This window comes from Vibrio sp. Evd11 (assembly GCF_900382755.1).
GTDB lineage: Bacteria > Pseudomonadota > Gammaproteobacteria > Enterobacterales > Vibrionaceae > Vibrio > Vibrio lentus.
The window spans coordinates 24,146-40,079 of record NZ_OSDX01000003.1 but is presented as its reverse complement, the minus strand read 5'-3'; the positions used below and the strand labels follow the sequence as shown (position 1 = coordinate 40,079).

The 15,934-nt window shown below is 43.1% G+C and carries 15 protein-coding genes and 2 pseudogenes; 13 read left to right on the top strand and 4 right to left on the bottom strand.

Annotation, left to right across the window (positions count from 1 at the left end; genetic code table 11):
* Positions 1–145: 145 nt before the first annotated feature.
* The 4 genes from phhA (at position 146) to ED652_RS01750 (ending at position 2,541) form a co-directional block, all read left to right on the top strand.
* Positions 146–940, top strand: a complete 795-nt coding sequence (gene phhA / locus ED652_RS01765) for a phenylalanine 4-monooxygenase (RefSeq protein ID WP_122053301.1) — start codon at positions 146–148, stop codon at positions 938–940.
* Positions 930–1,268 (top strand): 4a-hydroxytetrahydrobiopterin dehydratase, encoded by a 339-nt coding sequence (locus ED652_RS01760; RefSeq protein WP_122053300.1) that lies wholly within the window; start codon positions 930–932, stop codon positions 1,266–1,268. Before phhA ends, ED652_RS01760 begins: the two co-directional genes overlap by 11 nt.
* A gap of 250 nt (positions 1,269–1,518) precedes the next feature.
* Complete coding sequence (locus ED652_RS01755) at positions 1,519–1,728, top strand: DUF3283 family protein (protein ID WP_122053299.1); 210 nt, start codon at positions 1,519–1,521, stop codon at positions 1,726–1,728.
* 96 nt (positions 1,729–1,824) lie between these two features.
* Positions 1,825–2,541, top strand: coding sequence for a YebC/PmpR family DNA-binding transcriptional regulator (locus ED652_RS01750; RefSeq protein WP_122053298.1), 717 nt, complete (start codon positions 1,825–1,827; stop codon positions 2,539–2,541).
* 78 nt (positions 2,542–2,619) lie between these two features.
* On the opposite strand, the pseudogene ED652_RS01745 reads toward ED652_RS01750, so the two are convergent.
* Positions 2,620–3,677 (bottom strand): annotated as a pseudogene (locus tag ED652_RS01745) (IS630 family transposase).
* A 656-nt stretch (positions 3,678–4,333) separates the two neighbouring features.
* On the opposite strand from ED652_RS01745, the gene gadC reads away from it, so the two are divergent.
* From gadC to ED652_RS01725, 4 genes are all read left to right on the top strand, one after another.
* A complete protein-coding gene (gene gadC / locus ED652_RS01740) occupies positions 4,334–5,854 on the top strand; it encodes a putative glutamine/gamma-aminobutyrate antiporter GadC (RefSeq protein WP_122053297.1) in 1,521 nt (506 codons plus the stop codon).
* 13 nt (positions 5,855–5,867) lie between these two features.
* Positions 5,868–6,827 (top strand): glutaminase A, encoded by a 960-nt coding sequence (glsA, locus tag ED652_RS01735; protein ID WP_122053296.1) that lies wholly within the window; start codon positions 5,868–5,870, stop codon positions 6,825–6,827.
* Between the two features lie 14 nt (positions 6,828–6,841).
* The gene (locus ED652_RS01730) at positions 6,842–8,236 is read left to right on the top strand and encodes a glutamate decarboxylase (RefSeq protein ID WP_122053295.1); all 1,395 of its coding nucleotides are present in this window, start codon (positions 6,842–6,844) and stop codon (positions 8,234–8,236) included.
* 115 nt (positions 8,237–8,351) lie between these two features.
* Complete coding sequence (locus ED652_RS01725; protein ID WP_122053294.1) at positions 8,352–8,966, top strand: trimeric intracellular cation channel family protein; 615 nt, start codon at positions 8,352–8,354, stop codon at positions 8,964–8,966.
* A 110-nt stretch (positions 8,967–9,076) separates the two neighbouring features.
* Here the strand turns inward: ED652_RS01725 and ED652_RS01720 are convergent, their stop codons facing one another.
* Positions 9,077–9,985, bottom strand: a complete 909-nt coding sequence (locus ED652_RS01720; RefSeq protein WP_122053293.1) for an IS5 family transposase — start codon at positions 9,983–9,985, stop codon at positions 9,077–9,079.
* A gap of 248 nt (positions 9,986–10,233) precedes the next feature.
* Between ED652_RS01720 and ED652_RS01715 the strand changes: the two are divergent.
* The 3 genes and pseudogenes from ED652_RS01715 to ED652_RS01705 all read left to right on the top strand — a co-directional run.
* Positions 10,234–10,426, top strand: a pseudogene (locus tag ED652_RS01715) (LysR family transcriptional regulator); the annotation flags it as partial.
* A gap of 12 nt (positions 10,427–10,438) precedes the next feature.
* A complete protein-coding gene (locus tag ED652_RS01710; RefSeq protein ID WP_122053292.1) occupies positions 10,439–11,314 on the top strand; it encodes an NAD(P)-dependent oxidoreductase in 876 nt (291 codons plus the stop codon).
* A gap of 406 nt (positions 11,315–11,720) precedes the next feature.
* Positions 11,721–12,581, top strand: a complete 861-nt coding sequence (locus ED652_RS01705) for an endonuclease/exonuclease/phosphatase family protein (RefSeq protein ID WP_017082936.1) — start codon at positions 11,721–11,723, stop codon at positions 12,579–12,581.
* A gap of 160 nt (positions 12,582–12,741) precedes the next feature.
* On the opposite strand, the gene ED652_RS01700 is transcribed toward ED652_RS01705, so the two are convergent.
* Positions 12,742–13,098 (bottom strand): nuclear transport factor 2 family protein, encoded by a 357-nt coding sequence (locus tag ED652_RS01700; protein WP_122053291.1) that lies wholly within the window; start codon positions 13,096–13,098, stop codon positions 12,742–12,744.
* Between the two features lie 45 nt (positions 13,099–13,143).
* Positions 13,144–14,055 carry a DMT family transporter gene (locus tag ED652_RS01695; protein WP_102248776.1) on the bottom strand — a complete coding sequence of 304 codons (912 nt, stop codon included), beginning with the start codon at positions 14,053–14,055 and terminating at the stop codon, positions 13,144–13,146.
* Between the two features lie 103 nt (positions 14,056–14,158).
* On the opposite strand from ED652_RS01695, the gene ED652_RS01690 reads away from it, so the two are divergent.
* Positions 14,159–15,052, top strand: coding sequence for a LysR family transcriptional regulator (locus ED652_RS01690; protein ID WP_122053290.1), 894 nt, complete (start codon positions 14,159–14,161; stop codon positions 15,050–15,052).
* A 195-nt stretch (positions 15,053–15,247) separates the two neighbouring features.
* Entirely contained in the window at positions 15,248–15,928 is a 681-nt protein-coding gene (locus tag ED652_RS01685; RefSeq protein WP_122053289.1) for a hypothetical protein, read from the top strand.
* Positions 15,929–15,934: the final 6 nt, after the last annotated feature.

The following is a 15,934-nucleotide window of genomic DNA, read 5'->3' as shown; positions in this document are numbered from 1 at the left end:
AAGTCAAAAGATCAGCAAAATAAGGGATTACCGGAATTGTGTAAATAAAATGTTACACAGCCGCCTATTTCGAAACATCGCGCAAATTGGCGGATATAAGGAGTGGAGATAGGCTTAAAGTGAGACATTCAAAAGGAGGTGTGTAATGACTCAATATCATTCTAAGCCCGTGAGCCAAGAGGGATGGGTTGAGTGGAGCCTCGAAGAAGACGCCATTTGGCACGACTTAGTGAAAAGGCAACTGGACGTCATTAATGACCGCGCATGTGATGCCTATTTGCACGGTTTGACCCTGCTGGATCTACCATTAGACAGAGTCCCCCAGCTTCCAGAGATAAATAAAGTGCTAATGGAAACAACAGGTTGGCAAGTTCAACCCGTGCCTGCATTGATCGATTTCGACCGTTTCTTTGACTTGCTTGCCAATAAGATATTCCCTGTTGCGACATTTCTGAGAACGCGAGATGAGTTCGATTACTTACAAGAACCTGATTTCTTTCATGAAATTTTCGGCCACTGTGCCATGCTCACCAATGCCGATTTCGCGGCTTTCACTGAGCATTATGGGAAACTAGGCCAAGCTGCTACATCTAAACAGCGCGCTTATCTTGCCCGTTTGTATTGGTTTACGGTTGAGTTCGGTTTAGTAAAAGAGGGGCAAAAACTGAAAATTTATGGTGGTGGCATTCTCTCTTCTCCGGCAGAAACCAATTATGCGCTGGAAGGGGATTTGGCCGTTCGTGAGCGTTTTGATTTACAAACGGTGCTAAGAACTCCTTACCGTATCGACATCATGCAACCGAAATATTATGTGATTAATGACTTGGCTGAGCTATTTCAAATCAGCCAAGAAAACCTATTACAGCAAGCTGATCTCGCGATTGATGAGGGGCTACTACCACCACTTTTTAAACCAAAGGAACCGACACATGTTGAATGAACTAAAATGCGAAGCCTGCAGTATCGATGCGATTGCCCTGAGTAAAGATGAGCAGCGGTCTCTTTTGTTGGAGTTGTCTGACTGGCAAACCATCGAAAGAGACGGCATTCCACAGCTTGAGAAGGTGTACAAATTTAAAAACTACAAGCAAGCATGGGCATTTAGCAATAAAGTGTCAGAGTTGGCCGAAGAAGAGTTCCACCATCCTTCGATCTTACTCGAGTGGGGCAAAGTCACCGTCACTTGGTGGAGCCACTCAATCAAAGGCCTGCACAAAAATGACTTCATCTGCGCCTCCCGTTGTGATGTGTTCGCGGTGAGTGAGTAGTTTTTTTGGCTGGAGAAGTACCTCTCCAGCCTCAATGATTCGAATATCTCATTATTCGGCTCATTTGGTGAGTCGAATAAGTGATACTTTCTCATCAAGGTGCACAAGTTCTCTTAAAGTCGCTTGACCTGCATCAGCACTTGCTTGGTTTCTTGTCTCATAAACCCTTTCTGTTACTCATAGTATTGGTTTTATGAGGCTGCTCTATGATATATTTCTCGGCCAAGTGTATTACAGACGAAGGCTAATAATGTCTATCAACCTTTCACTCCTTTCACCCAGTGAGAAAAATAAAATCGAACTGGATAAGCAAGCATCGTTTCTTGTATGGAAACTGAAGCAAGCAAAATGTGGCCCTGAAGTCATTGTTGAAGAAGCAATGAAGCTAGGTGACCCAGAAGAAAAGGCTTGGTTTGAACAGTCTGTAGAAAAATACAAACGGGTAATGGGTGTCGCATAAACGCAGACAAACCTTGCCCAGCAGTGCTGTAGAATTGAAATGACACAGTAATTTGCTAGAATTTGCACCGTTAATTGAATCAGAGAGAAGATCCCGATGGGAAGAAGTTTTGAAGTGCGCAAGGCCTCAATGGCGAAAACTGCAGGCGCAAAAATTAAAGTTTATTCTAAATACGGTAAAGAGATTTACGTACTGGCTAAGAACGGCAGCTCTGACCCAGACATGAACCTACCTCTTAAGCACCTGATTGCTAAAGCGAAGAAAGACCAAGTACCAGCTCACGTTATCGAAAAAGCGATCGATAAAGCGAACGGCGGCGGCGGTGAAGACTTCCAACCAGCTCGTTACGAAGGTTTTGGCCCTGGTGGCACAAGCGTAATCGTTGACTGTTTAACTGACAACGGCAACCGTACTTTCCAAGACGTTCGCCAATGTTTCGTTAAAACTGGCGCGAAAATCGGTGTCGAAGGTACTGTTTCTCACATGTTCGCTCACCAAGCTGTATTCCAGTTCAAAGGTGAAGATGACGAGATCATCCTAGAAACACTAATGATGGACGACGTAGACGTAACAGATGTAGAGCTAGAAGATGGTGTAATCACTGTATTCGCTCCAACAACTGAGTTCTTCAAAACGAAGACTGCACTAACTAACGCGTTCCCTGAGCTAGTTCTAGATGTTGAGGAAATCACTTTCGTTCCTCAAACTATGACGCCAGTAGCGGAAGAAGACTCTGAGAAGTTCCAGAAGTTCCTAGACCTTCTTGATGACTGTGATGACGTTCAGCAGGTTTACCACAACGCTGAGCTTTAATTATCTTTCTATTGTGTGATAGTAAAAGAGGGCATTGAATGCCCTTTTTTATTATTAACTTTTTAAAACTATACCCGCTCAACTTGAAGATGCAGGTTTCAAAATTTGAAATTTATCCGTAATTCTGGATACCAGTGAGCCTGCAACGTTTGGCAGCGTCACATTGAAAAATTCATTAATAGCTGTTGTAAATTCAACCTTCGAGGAGAAGTAGATATTGTTCCTCGTATACTCATTCATCACTTTCCATAACGGCTCTATTGGATTTAAATTTGGACTGTAAGGCGGTAAGTAATGAAGCTCGATATTGAGTACTTTTGCCGCATTTCTGACTGATAATAGGCGGCGCCATCAAGTATTAGGTGTACTTTTTGCTCCAACGGGTAATGCTCCTTCTTGAGCTCCCAGAAGAAGCGAACGATGCTCTCGCTGTTTATCGTGTCATACGAGTCTGTCACGGTTACGCCAATATTTTGAAGCGGTAACGCACCTATAATATTAAGACGAGTTCGACTGCCTGTTGTCTCAATCACTTTGTCTTGGCCTTTTCGTATCCAGCCATAACTAAGTTTTGTTGACTGCGTAGGATGAACGGCATCCATGAATAACACAGGGTCTTCGCTGTTTTTTAGCGTCTCGTTGTAATGTTCGATAAAGGCTTGCTGCATCTCTGGATCAAACTTATGCGGCACACCTTTCGGCTTGTTATAGGAAAAGCCATGATGATGTAGCCACTTGTTCATTCCTGCCACGGTATAACGGATACCAAACTCAGCTTGTACATAAGCGACAATTTGGTGGGTATGAAAGTACGTTTGCTCAACCAGATGTTCGATAAGTTGCATGGTTTGCCCAGCAGAAAGTCGGCTTTGGCTGCCACCATTTTCAGGCTTAATTTTTTCAGAAAGAACATAATCACTGAGATGACGAGCAACGGTCGATTCGTGAATACGAAGAGCTTGAGAAATCATAGTCTGAGTCCAACCTTCAGAAGCCAGCAAAACAGCCTTAATACGGTCACGCACTCGACCATCACGAGTTGAATCGTGCTTCTCTTCGAGTTGTTGTTTCTGTTGAGGAGTCAGTATTATTTCATGGTGTGTAGCATGATCCTGATTTTCTGAGAAATAAAGCATCTTCAATGATCACGGGTATTGTTAGGTTTTTTTATTGATCTTCCGAAAATTAACCGAATTCAGGTGATCTATTAAACTTGAAAATAGCTCCATAAAAGCGATTCTTATTCATTGTATTCAATAGAGTGTTGATTCAGTAATTAAAACTATTCTTTACAGATAGTTAATGGTCAGCTGGTGGCTTTTAATTTGGATGTTTTTTACCTATATTGAGATTGAACACCATCTTTTTGTAGATTAATAAATAAAATAATCTAAATTATTTTAGTTCCATCTATTTATCCGAATTATCCAGTCATAATAACTAGGAAATAGTGACATCAGCTTGACTTAATGGCTTGTTAATTAATATTTTTATCATAAAAACTTCGCTTTATAGTACTTAGAATAAAAATATTCATAGCATGGGTATTATTATAAGATTAGGAAGATCATTACTACCTTTGGCTATCATATTACAAGCTACTTAGCAATTTCTATATGTGAAATATGAAATTGTTTTTTATGGAATGTTCAGTTTATTCTCTTGGTGGTATTTTCCGGCTATTGGGTTCCTCCTGTCTCCATAAAACCTGTCACTATTAAGTAAGGTTATATGCCTACTCGCAGCACCCGACCTGTTAAATTTAAACATGATAAATATAAGGTTGGTAAACATGGCAAATTTGCATAATACGAAAAAAGAGGGTATTGGAATATTTGCCCTCGCAATGCTGAACATCGTTGCGGTGGTCAGTTTAAGGGGGCTTCCTGCCGAAGCTGAGTATGGTCTCAGTTCCATTTTCTACTATATTTTTGCAGCAATCGTTTTTCTCATTCCTGTCTCTCTTGTTGCGGCTGAGCTCGCCACGGGGTGGTCAGAAAAAGGCGGTATTTTCCGTTGGGTAGGCGAAGCATTTGGCCCTCGTTTTGCTCTCGTGGCCATGTTTATGCTGTGGATTGAAGTAACGGTTTGGTTTCCCACAGCATTAACATTTGGTTCCGTTTCACTTGCTTTTGTTGGCCCCGACCAAACATGGGATCAAGCATTGGCACAAAACAAATTTTTTGTTCTCGGTATTGTGTTGGCCATTTATTGGGTTGCAACCTATATCGCTTTACGTGGTACGGAGGCATTCTCCAAAGTCGCGAAATGGGGCGGTCTAATTGGTACGGTGATTCCTGGGCTTGTGTTGATTGTTTTGGGTTTTTCGTATTTATTATTCTCAGGCCAATCACCTCAAGTAGAATTATCGTGGAGCCAGGTGATCCCTGATTTCTCCAACTTCAATAATGTGGTTCTTGCAGCAAGTATCTTCCTGTTTTATGCCGGTATGGAAATGAACGCATTACACGTAAAAGAAGTGGACAACGCTGCACGCAATTATCCCTTAGCCATCATGATTGCAGCCATTGGTACCGTAAGTGTTTTCGTTCTAGGCACTCTAGCCATTGCTTTTGTGATCCCGCAACAAGACATCAGCTTAACGCAAAGCTTACTTGTCGCTTACAACAAAATGTTTGCGTGGGCAGGTATCAGTTGGGCATCACCTATTATGGCCGCTTGTTTGGCTCTGGGCGTATTAGCAATGGTTGTTGGTTGGGTCGCTGGCCCGTCTTCAGGTTTACTTGTTGTTGCTAAAGGGGGGTATCTCCCACGTTTTTGGCAACAAACCAACCAGCATGGTATGGCGACACATATCATGATGGCACAAGCATTGTTGGTAACAATGATTTCAACCGTCTTTGTTGTATTACCGTCAGTACAGGCGGCATATCAGATCTTAAGCCAGTTAACGGTAGTTCTTTACCTCATCATGTATCTGTTGATGTTCGCAGCGGCAATCCATCTACGTTACACCCAGCCTAATCGTCCACGCCCTTATAAAATTCCGGGTGGCAATGTTGGGATGTGGCTCATCGCTGGTCTCGGTTTTATCGGATCATTGATTGCATTTGTCTTCTCATTCATTCCGCCAAGTCAAATTTCAGTGGGTAGCCCTGAAGCGTATATTGGTATCCTTGTTGTGTTAACGGGGATGTTCGTTACCGTGCCATTTGTTATTTACAAAGTGCGCAAACCACATTGGCGTGACCCCGCAGTGACAGATTTCGCTCCGTTTACATGGGAGATTGAAGATATCCACCCTGGGGTGATCAATACATCTGACAAAGTTACGCATACATTGAACTCATAGGGTAGGATTTCTAATGTCAAAAGGTGATACCTCTATATGTAGCAATGAGCTAGCTGCAGCTATGCAGAAAGCGTTGGAAAGTAATATTAATAACGATGAGGGTCAAAATGCCGATTACATCCCATGTTTGGCCTTAGTACCTCCGCAATTGACGGGCTTGGCTTTTGTCTCGGTCACTGGTGATGTCATTCAGTTGCAAGATGCGGAGTACCCATTTGCGATTGAATCTATCTCCAAAATTATGACATTGGGCTTAGTCCTGGAACAGTCCGGTGCCGATGAACTGCATCGTAAAATTGGTGCAGAACCAACAGGTATGCCTTTTAACTCTGTTTTGGCTCTGGAGCTACATCAAGGTAAGCCACTTACGCCATTAGTTAACGCGGGTGCGATTGCAACGGTGAGCATGGTAAAAGCTAATGACGCACAAGATCGTTGGCAGAAAATCTTGGCGTTTCAATCTGCCTTAGCCAATAGCGATATAGTGCTTTCTGAAGAAGTGAACCAATCTGAGCAAACCACCAATGTACATAACCGCGCTATTGCATTATTACTTGAGTCGTCTGACTGTATTTACTCTGATTCGATGCAAGCGTGTGATGTTTACACTCGCCAATGTTCAACCTTATTTAATACAGTTGAGCTAGCAACCGTTGGTGCCACCTTGGCAAATGGTGGTAAAAATCCACGCTCAAAACATGTCATTATCTCGCCAGAAAACATCCCTCATATCTTGGCTGAAATGACGATGGAAGGGTTGTACGATACGTCCGGTGATTGGGCGTATGACGTTGGTCTTCCGGGGAAAAGTGGTGTAGGTGGTGGTTTGGTTGTCGTGATTCCTAATGTAGGCGCATTAGCGGCATTTTCACCACGCTTAGATCAATATGGAAACAGTGTGCGTGGTCAACAAATGATCAAACAAATTGCTCAAACTATGGGTTGGAATTTGTTTAGTAGTCAGCAACGTTAAAGTAGGAAAAAAATATGGCACTTCATCATGTAAAACAAAACAATGATCCCATTTTTGGCTCAGAAAATATCCATCGTGTTGCGGCTGCTCAAAAGCTGCCACAGCAAGAACAATCACCAACCGTGATCTACCAGATGATCCGTGATGAGCTTTACCTAGACGGTAATGCTCGACAAAATTTAGCGACTTTTTGCCAAACATGGCAAGAAGATGAAGTTCACAAGTTAATGGACCTCTCTATCGACAAAAATATGATTGATAAAGATGAATATCCTCAATCGGCAGAAATCGAAGGTCGTTGTGTACACATGCTGGCTGATTTATGGAATGCGCCAGATGCCAGTACTGCGGTTGGAACTTCTACTACGGGGTCAAGTGAAGCCTGTATGTTGGGAGGTTTGGCAGCATTATGGCGTTGGCGTGATAGACGTCGTGAACAAGGTTTATCAATCGAAAAGCCCAATATGGTTTGTGGACCTGTGCAAGTTTGTTGGGAAAAATTTGCTCGCTATTGGGATATAGAAATTCGTCAGATGGATATGGAGGAAAACCATTACTTCATGCAGCCAGAAGACATGTTAAATATGGTCGATGAAAACACAATTATGGTGGTTTCTACCTTTGGGCAAACATTTACAGGTCTTTACGAAACGGTAAAACCCTTATCAGATGCTTTAGATACTTATGAGCGTGAAAGTGGTGTTTCGATTGATATTCATGTTGATGGTGCCAGTGGTGCAATGTTAGCGCCTTTCTGTGCGACAGAAATTGATGCGTGGGATTTTCGCTTAGATCGTGTGAAATCAATCAGTACCTCTGGTCATAAATTTGGCCTATCACCTTTGGGCGTAGGTTGGGTCATATGGCGCACTAGTGAAGATTTACCGGAAGGTTTGGTGTTCCATGTTAATTATTTAGGTGGTGATATGCCGACCTTCGCGTTGAACTTCTCTCGTCCTGCCGGTCAAATCATCGCGCAGTATTATAACTTCCTTCGTTTAGGTTATGAGGGGTATCGACGTATCCATTCTGCGAGCTACGATGTGTGTGACTATTTAGTAGAGGAGCTCAGTAAGTTCGACTTGTTTGAATTTTTATTCGATGGTAACCGTGAAAAAGGCATTCCGGCTATCGCGTGGCGTTTAAAACCGGGAGTTAAGGTAGATTACACTCTCTATGACTTAGCTGATCGTCTGCGCACGCGCGGTTGGTTAGTGCCTGCGTACAGCTTGCCTGCTCATATTGAGAGTATGGTTATACAGCGTATTTTGGCAAAACAAGGTTTGACCATTGACTTAGCGAACTTATTGATTGCAGATTTCAAAAGGTCAATTGAATTTTTGGAGAAAAATGGTTCCACTAATTGCAGTGCGAAAGATTCTAGTTCATTTGATCACAGTGGTCATTAAACCAAATTATCGACAATTCGATATTAGGTGAAGCAATACATGTATTAAAGGCTAATCGTAATCTCAGTTAGCCTTTATTCTCTTTAAGCCAATGAAATTCACGAGCTAGAGTTGTATGTTTGTCCACATAACTGAAATTATTTGTATTTGTGCCTTTGCGCTCAGCGCAGTATTAAGTGAAGCCAACAAAGGGGAAGACATTATTAGTGTATTGGTTCTTGGCTTAACAACGGCATTAGGTGGCGGTACAGTTCGTGATGTCATTCTATCCACCGAGCAAGTGTTTTGGATTCAATATCCTGAATATTTTTGGGCAGCGATCATTAGTTCACTGGTTGGTTTTGTTAGCGCGGCTAAACTAAGGCAACTTAAAGCGGAGCGAATTATTTTGATTTTGGATGCGATTGGTATTTCAATTTTCTCTATTTTGGTCACTAAGAAATTGATCCACCTCGATTATGCGGATTATGTTGCTATTACCATGGGGGTAATCACTGCCGTATTTGGAGGTGTAGTGCGTGATGTCCTTGTTAATCGCCCCACAATGTTCAATAACACTGAATTCTATGCCACGCCAGTTATCATGGGGTGCGTAGCGTTTGTAGGGCTCTCTCATTTAGGTATGGACACCAATATTAACACGACTTTCTGCATTGCCTTTATTGTGATTTTTAGAGTTTATATCGTTCTGACTAAGAAGAGTTTCCCAAGCTATTTGTTACTTAAATAAACGAAACCTCGGATGGTTGTCCTTTATAATGAGCCTCTAACTTTTTAGTCTAACCCGGCGTTGTTGATCAAATCAGCTTGAGGTTCAACGACGCCATATTTGACTAATCGTTAGCTTCTAACAGGCATACCTAGTCCTATGACTTTGTTTATAGCTTTGACATTCGCCATGATTTCTCCCACTTGAGCGTTGTAACATCTCAAGCTCAATTTACCGCTGGTTAGTCCTTTATATCGAGACATTGCGGTCTCAGATATTGAGCGATAGTGGTAACCAGACTCAGATTTCCACTCCGTTATTGTTCCGTTTTTAAGAGCCTCTACAGCTTCATTTCTGGGATGCCCATCTTCCCAAAGAGCCGCATTCTTTCGAGGTGGTATCAACGGAGTACAGCCCTTATTCTTCAGAGTCTCATGGCAACTTTTTGTGTCATATGCTCCATCAGCAGATACTGTATGGATCTTTCTACGTAAAGGGTTGAGTAATGTTGGCAGCACTTCGTTATCGCCAACACTTACAAGACTGACTTCTGCACTAATGGCCTCATGAGTTTCTACATCAACAGCTAAGTGCAGTTTACGCCAAGTTCTGCGTTTTTCGGCGCCGTGCTTTTTCACTTTCCATTCACCCTCGCCAAAAACTTTGAGACCAGTCGAGTCAATGGCTATATGGCGAATAGCTCCTTTGGATTTATTGCGATATTTGACCTGAACTGTCTTCGAGCGTTTGCTGATACAGGTGTAGTCAGGGGACGTCAGTGGAACATCCAATAGCTCAAAGATAGAATCAATAAAGCCTTGAAGAGCACGTAATGGCAGAGAGAAGATCCCCTTAATCATCAAGGCAGTTTCAATCGCGGTATCAGAATACTGGAAACCTCTACCACGCTTACCATGATGGGTTGTACATCGCCATGCATCTATGGCTGAATCATCTATCCAGAACGTAACCGAGCCACGCTTGCACAGAGCCTTATTGTATTCCGCCCAGTTAGTTATCTTCTTTTCCGCTTTACCCATGTCACCACCGTTCTAACCACCATAAAGGATCAGATCACAGGACTTGGAAAAGGTTCAACTGATTTAAGCAACAACGCCGTCTAACCCTATCAAAGTTAGTGTTCAGAAATAGCGGCAAAAAAGGCTTTAGAACAAAGCCTAGTTTTTTGATAAGCAGTGATTCGACTATCAAACATCTCGACGAGATTATCGAGTATTTATAAACCTGAGGTGCTCCGTTATTTACTGCGATTGATTTGTACAAATTTTCCTCATTGCCTTTTCGTCATGTCTCCCCGGAGCTGAATCTGATTCAAGTGCTCCCTGAGTATCATTGGAGATGATCGCCAAGCGTATTTAGTGTACAAAGAAAGAAAATATCAGCCAAAGGCTTTGACCCTGCTTATTGATGCATTGATTGAGAGTGTTCGATCTTTTCATAGCGATGACTTGGTCAAATAAAAGGAGAAAGAAATGAAAGTAAGTTTTATCGGGCTAGGCGTTATGGGTTTCCCAATGGCAGGCCACCTAGTCAAAGCCGGTTTTGAAGTAACGGTATTTAACCGCACTCACAGCAAAGCGCTAGACTGGGCTGATAAACATCAAGGTAAAGCGGCAGAATCTGTGGCTGAATGTGTAGCAGAAGCTGACGTGGTATTGGTTTGTGTTGGTAATGATGACGACGTTCGCAGTATGACAACCAGCGAAACAGGTGCATTAGCCGCAATGAAGCCAAACGCGATTCTTGTCGACCACACCACAACGTCTGCAGTGCTGTCTGAAGAGCTTGAAGTGACCGCGAAGCAAGCGGGTGTTCGCTTTATGGATGCCCCCGTGTCTGGTGGTCAAGCGGGCGCAGAAAACGGCGTGTTAACCATCATGTGTGGTGGCGAAAAAGAGCTATTTAACGATCTTAAACCTGTGTTCGAAGCTTACGGAAAATCGTCAGTTCTGATGGGTAAAGTCGGCCAAGGCCAACGTGCAAAAATGGTCAATCAGATCTGTATCGCAGGCGTATTGAATGGCCTATCTGAAGGCTTGGTACTTGCAGAGAAATCGGGCTTGGATATCCAAACACTGGTTGATTGCCTGAAAAACGGCGCTGCGGGCTCATGGCAGATGGAAAACCGTGCTACCACAATGGCACAAGACAAGTTCGATTTTGGCTTCGCCATTGACTGGATGATCAAAGACTTAGGTTTCTGCCTAGATGAAGCTGAGCGCCAAGGCATTCAACTTCCATTGACGGAAAAGACCAACAACGCATACAAGGCACTGTCTGCACAAGGTGAAGGCCGCATGGATACCTCTGTATTGATGAAAGCTGTGGTTGAAGAGACAAAGAAGTAGAAAGATAGAAGTAATAGAAGCTTCGTTTACATAACTAAAAATAGCCGCTGATTAGCGGCTATTTTTGTATGTGTGAACTTAGGAATGCAGTAAAAGCGTTTGTTTAAAACTCATTAAATAATATCAATTAGGATAATTCACAAAAAAAAAAATGATAGAAAAAATAAGTAAGGCACTGATTTAATAAACGATATTTTTTTTGGTTCGGTGGTTTATAGGCATTTTTACAAACGTAATCTCAAATTAGACTTGGGGAATAGCCTTATTTTTGATGTAAATTGTAACAATTTGTGATCTACAGCGTTTTACCCTTAGAATATTGCGATTCATATCACGACATTAGCACATATTTCGGATCAATAATTTACCTCTAAAAATAACCACTTAGTAAATAAAAGAGCGTGATATGAAATATAAAAGCTTGCTACTACCTCTATCCTTAGTCATTTCAGCAACAGCAATGGCTGGAGGACACCGTGAACCTTATCAAGCCCAAACCGATTTGATTGATAAAACTTTTACTGAGCAACAGGCTCCAACAATACGAGTGGCCACATTCAATATGGCGGCCGCTCGAGTATCATCATTGACCGAAATTGCTAAAGCGATTAAAGCGCTTAATGCAGATGTTGTAGCAATTCAAGAAGTTGATGTATTAACAGACCGAAGCGGAAACGTCGATCAGCCTAAAAAGTTGGCCGAACTGACAGGGCTCAATATTGAATTTGGTCGTGCCATCGATTTTGATGGTGGCCAGTATGGTCTTGCCATAGCCTCGAAGTATCCTATCTTAAAAACTGAAGTCACCCAGCTTCCTTCAGGTAATCGTGAGCAACGTATTGTATTCGAAGCGCATATCGACGTTCCTGGCTTTAATGCACCGATAACAGTGTTTAATGCTCATTTAGATACGAAAGAAGATCCAACAATGCGAGTGGGGCAAGTTCGAGAGCTGAACGATACTGCAATTGATACACGTGGCATCAAAATTTTGCTTGGCGACATGAATGATGTTCCTGAATCTGTGACCTATCGAGAGCTTTCTCGATACTGGAACAATATTACTGACCAGAATGTCGATTTTCGTAGTTGGCCAGCTGGTAATCCTGAAATTCAAGTGGATTACGTCATGACCAGCAAAGCGCAAGTTTGGAAAATCAAAGAGATAACTGTACCGCAAAATAATACACAGTATGCTGACACTAATTGGCCTGCAGTTACAGATCACCTTCCTATTGTTGTCGAAATGAAAATGCTCGAACAATAATCTATCCAGTTTAAATTTGTTTAAGTCACTACTCTATCTTAGGTTAGGTAGTGACTTATTTGTCCTACTCTACTGTTTTGAATTGCAAGCCCTATCATCCTACGGGGCTGTTATTACGGTGAGAATCTCCAAGAATAAAAAAGATCTTGGATAAGAATTCTTATAATTCAGAGACATCCGCAAAGATTTTATATTGATGTATCAACCCCTGTTTGAAAGATAAGAAAGTCGCGAACTTAGCGGCGTACGAGCTGCCATTTAGGCGCACATAGTCAACTTGCCCCTCACACGCAACCGTATCACCGTTTACGTAGATCCCTGAAAACGTATGCATCATTGATTCAATTGATCCAAAGAACGCTGCGTTGACCGCTTCGACAGCTGGCTTTCCTACTACTGGTGCGGCGTTCGAAAAATGAAACGACACGTCATCATGCAGTAGTGCCATTAGGGCGTGGACATCCTTTTGGTCGACGATTTGATATAGATGTTTTGTCTGTTCGATTAATGGTGACATAGCAGTTGCTCCTTTGAATTTGAACTAATTTGGATTTGAACGAGATTAAGACTTAGCGTGATTAAATAAGTACAGGCTTATCAACAACAGTATTACGGATGCGATCAATTGCAGCGTTAATGGCTCGCCATACCACGTGATCCCAATGGAAACGCCGACGACGGTCACCACATTTCCCACTTGGCTAAAGCCCAACCCGTCCGTGATCCGTTGAAAACGAAACGTCAGTAAATAGCTGAGTGCCGATAAGCATGCCATCAGCGCAAGTACGCCAGTTCCGTTTGCAATGACCTCACCATCGATCGCATGAGTAAACGGAAGCCATACCATGCTCTGTAGTGTCAGCATGCCAGCGGCCAGAACAATTGGATTGGCAAGAGAGGGGAACGCGCGACTGCGATAGACATTGCCAGCGGCCAAAAATATGGGTACGAGTAGCGCAATGGCTAGTGCTGACCAAGGGGATGAAGTGTTCATTTGTGGTGACAAAGTCACAGAGAGTGCGGCAACGACCCCAACCATGATTCCAAGTACTTTTCGCCAGGTTAACGAGGACCCTTGAAAAGGTAAGGTGAATAACAAGGTAAAAATGGGCGACAAAGTGACGAGTACACTGAATGTACTGGTATTAAGAGATTGTAGGGCATAGGTTGACGCCAGATTAGGGATTGCGACGCCCAGTAAACCAGCCCAAAGATAATAACGGTAATGCACCAATGCCGTTCGGTTGAGCTGACCTCGCATAACCAATAACGTCATCAACAATAAAGCGGCACCTGCTATCGGTATTATCGCGACATCAACCGGTGGAATGCCAATGGTCACAGCATATTTGGCTAACGCAAAGTTTACGGCGACAAGACTGCCAATGCTGACCACGTATAGCGGAGACTGGAATTGCCGACCGATACCATTTATGTGCCTTCTTGCCGTTATCGGTTTTATCAGTGATTTCATGTCTTACTCTATTATTGAAGTCGATGAAATCAGCATAAAAGACCTAGATTGATTAGAGAATAGGCTCTACACTCTCCACACTGTATCCAAATTGGCGACAATCATGCAGCACTTAGACGCTATTCCTTATTTCCTTGCGGTGGTAAAACAATCGAGCTTTGCGGGTGCAGCGCGTGAACTGGGCGTGTCACGTTCGGCAGTCAACAAACGGGTGATCCAACTGGAGTCGAGCCTTGGAGTGCGTTTGCTGCATCGTACTACGCGCCAAGTATCGCTTACTGAATCTGGTGAGCAGTTTTATGATCACCTCACCAAAGCCAATTATTGGCTGCAAAAAGCTGAAGATGCGGCAACCAGCCAACAAAATCAGGCGATTGGTACATTGCGGGTCAGTGCACCGATGTCCTTTGGTCGCCTTGTGTTAGCCCCTCTCATCCCCCAATTTCTTAAACGCTATCCCCATATTCACATCGACATGACGATGGATGATGGTTACGTCGATATTGTGGAGGGAGGGTATGACGTAGCGATTCGAGCTGGTGATTTAAGTGACTCAAGTTTAGTCGCTAAGCGATTAACCAGTGTCCGTAGTGTCATTTGTGCTTCTCCTACCTATTTTGAAGAGAATGCTTTAACCATACCCACAGAGGTTTACGAACTTAGTGCGTATAACGCTTTACTCTATCGCCACACATCCGAGAGTGCCGAATGGTTTTTTGGCCATCAAGATCAAGTGACAAGCGTGGTCGTGAAAGGCAATTACCGAGTCAACAACAGCGAAGCATTACTGTGTGCGACCATGGCAGGGCTTGGGATCGCTAGGCTTCCCGATTTTATCGCCAATGCTCCCATTCAGTCGGGGCAATTGCTGCCCTTGCTATCTAACTATCTGATGCCAGAGAAGAATGTCTATGCATTGTTTCCTGAGCGAGATCCAATGCCACTCAAACTACGATTGTTTATCGATTTCCTTGCAGCTTCGCTCAATGATCGTTAAAAGTTTATTAAGTTGATAAGAGGCTTTAGGCGTACCTAGCCTTTTATGTTTTCACTACTTGTGCTTTTTGTTCCCGCCACTCACACCCTCTCTAAACCATTCACTCCTCGTAATTACCATTCGTCGCATTGATAAAACTACATGACAAATTCTAGTTAACCTTTCAACGTCAACATTTGAAAGGGATTAGAAATCATGACTACTTCACACTCATTAAATTCAGGCTTTACCACTTCTCTGCTTAAGCGTTTATTACTGATTGCGCTTGTTTCGTTTGCTCCATCGTTAGCTTTGGCGAATCCAAGTTCAGATGTGCTCGATATCTACAACCAAGCCGCGCAAGGGAATGAAGATCTGGTTGAAGTGGCTTACGAACGCCTCAACGACACGCTGCAACAAGACGGCGCTACGCCACTGACCTTGGTGTACCTAGGCAGTACAGAGACTTTGATGGGGCGTGATGCGTTCTTGCCTTGGAACAAGATGAAGCATGTGGAAAAGGGCTTATCAACCATTGATAAATCTCTGATGCTACTGAAAGACGAAGACCAACCGATTCATGAGCAACCTCGTGTTCAAGGGTTGCCAGATTCTTACCTAACTCGCGCTATGGCGGCGGTGACTTACACTTCTCTGCCTGACATGTTTAACCATTTTGATCGTGGTTATGACCTGTTCCTCTCGTTACTTGCGGAAGATGATTTCCAGCAACAGCATTTCGCTGCGACATCGTGGATTTACCGTTACGCCATTACCGCATCGATTTGTGCTGAAGACTTCGAGCAAGCACAGGTGTGGCTAGAACAAATGGAAACTGCTGATGCTGGCAACATCGAGACAATGACGGCGAAGGCCCTAATAGCGAAAGCCAAATAACAGCTG